This window comes from Staphylococcus pasteuri, assembly GCF_030547725.1.
GTDB classification, from domain to species: Bacteria; Bacillota; Bacilli; order Staphylococcales; family Staphylococcaceae; genus Staphylococcus; species Staphylococcus pasteuri.
On sequence record NZ_JAUOQO010000820.1, the window covers coordinates 1 to 242 of the forward strand.

Here is a 242-nt window from a genome sequence, read left to right on the forward strand (position 1 = left end):
GATCCATACGGCGCCGATCCCTCTGGTGCGTTTCTGAACCGCGTGCACAGCTATGAAATCGACAATGACCACTACAAGGGCACGGTGCATTTCCCGCGTTCCTGCCTGCATTGCGAAGAACCGGCCTGCGTCACGGTCTGCCCCACCGGCGCCAGTTACAAGCGCGAAGAAGACGGTATCGTTCTGGTCAATCCCGACACCTGCATCGGCTGCAAACTCTGTTCCTGGGCCTGCCCCTATGG

At 59.5% G+C, this 242-nt stretch carries 1 protein-coding gene; it reads left to right on the top strand.

The genetic code is table 11. The features are described from left to right. Positions 1–242 (top strand): 4Fe-4S dicluster domain-containing protein (locus Q4528_RS15620; protein ID WP_303522635.1); only part of this gene is annotated, 242 nt, incomplete at both ends.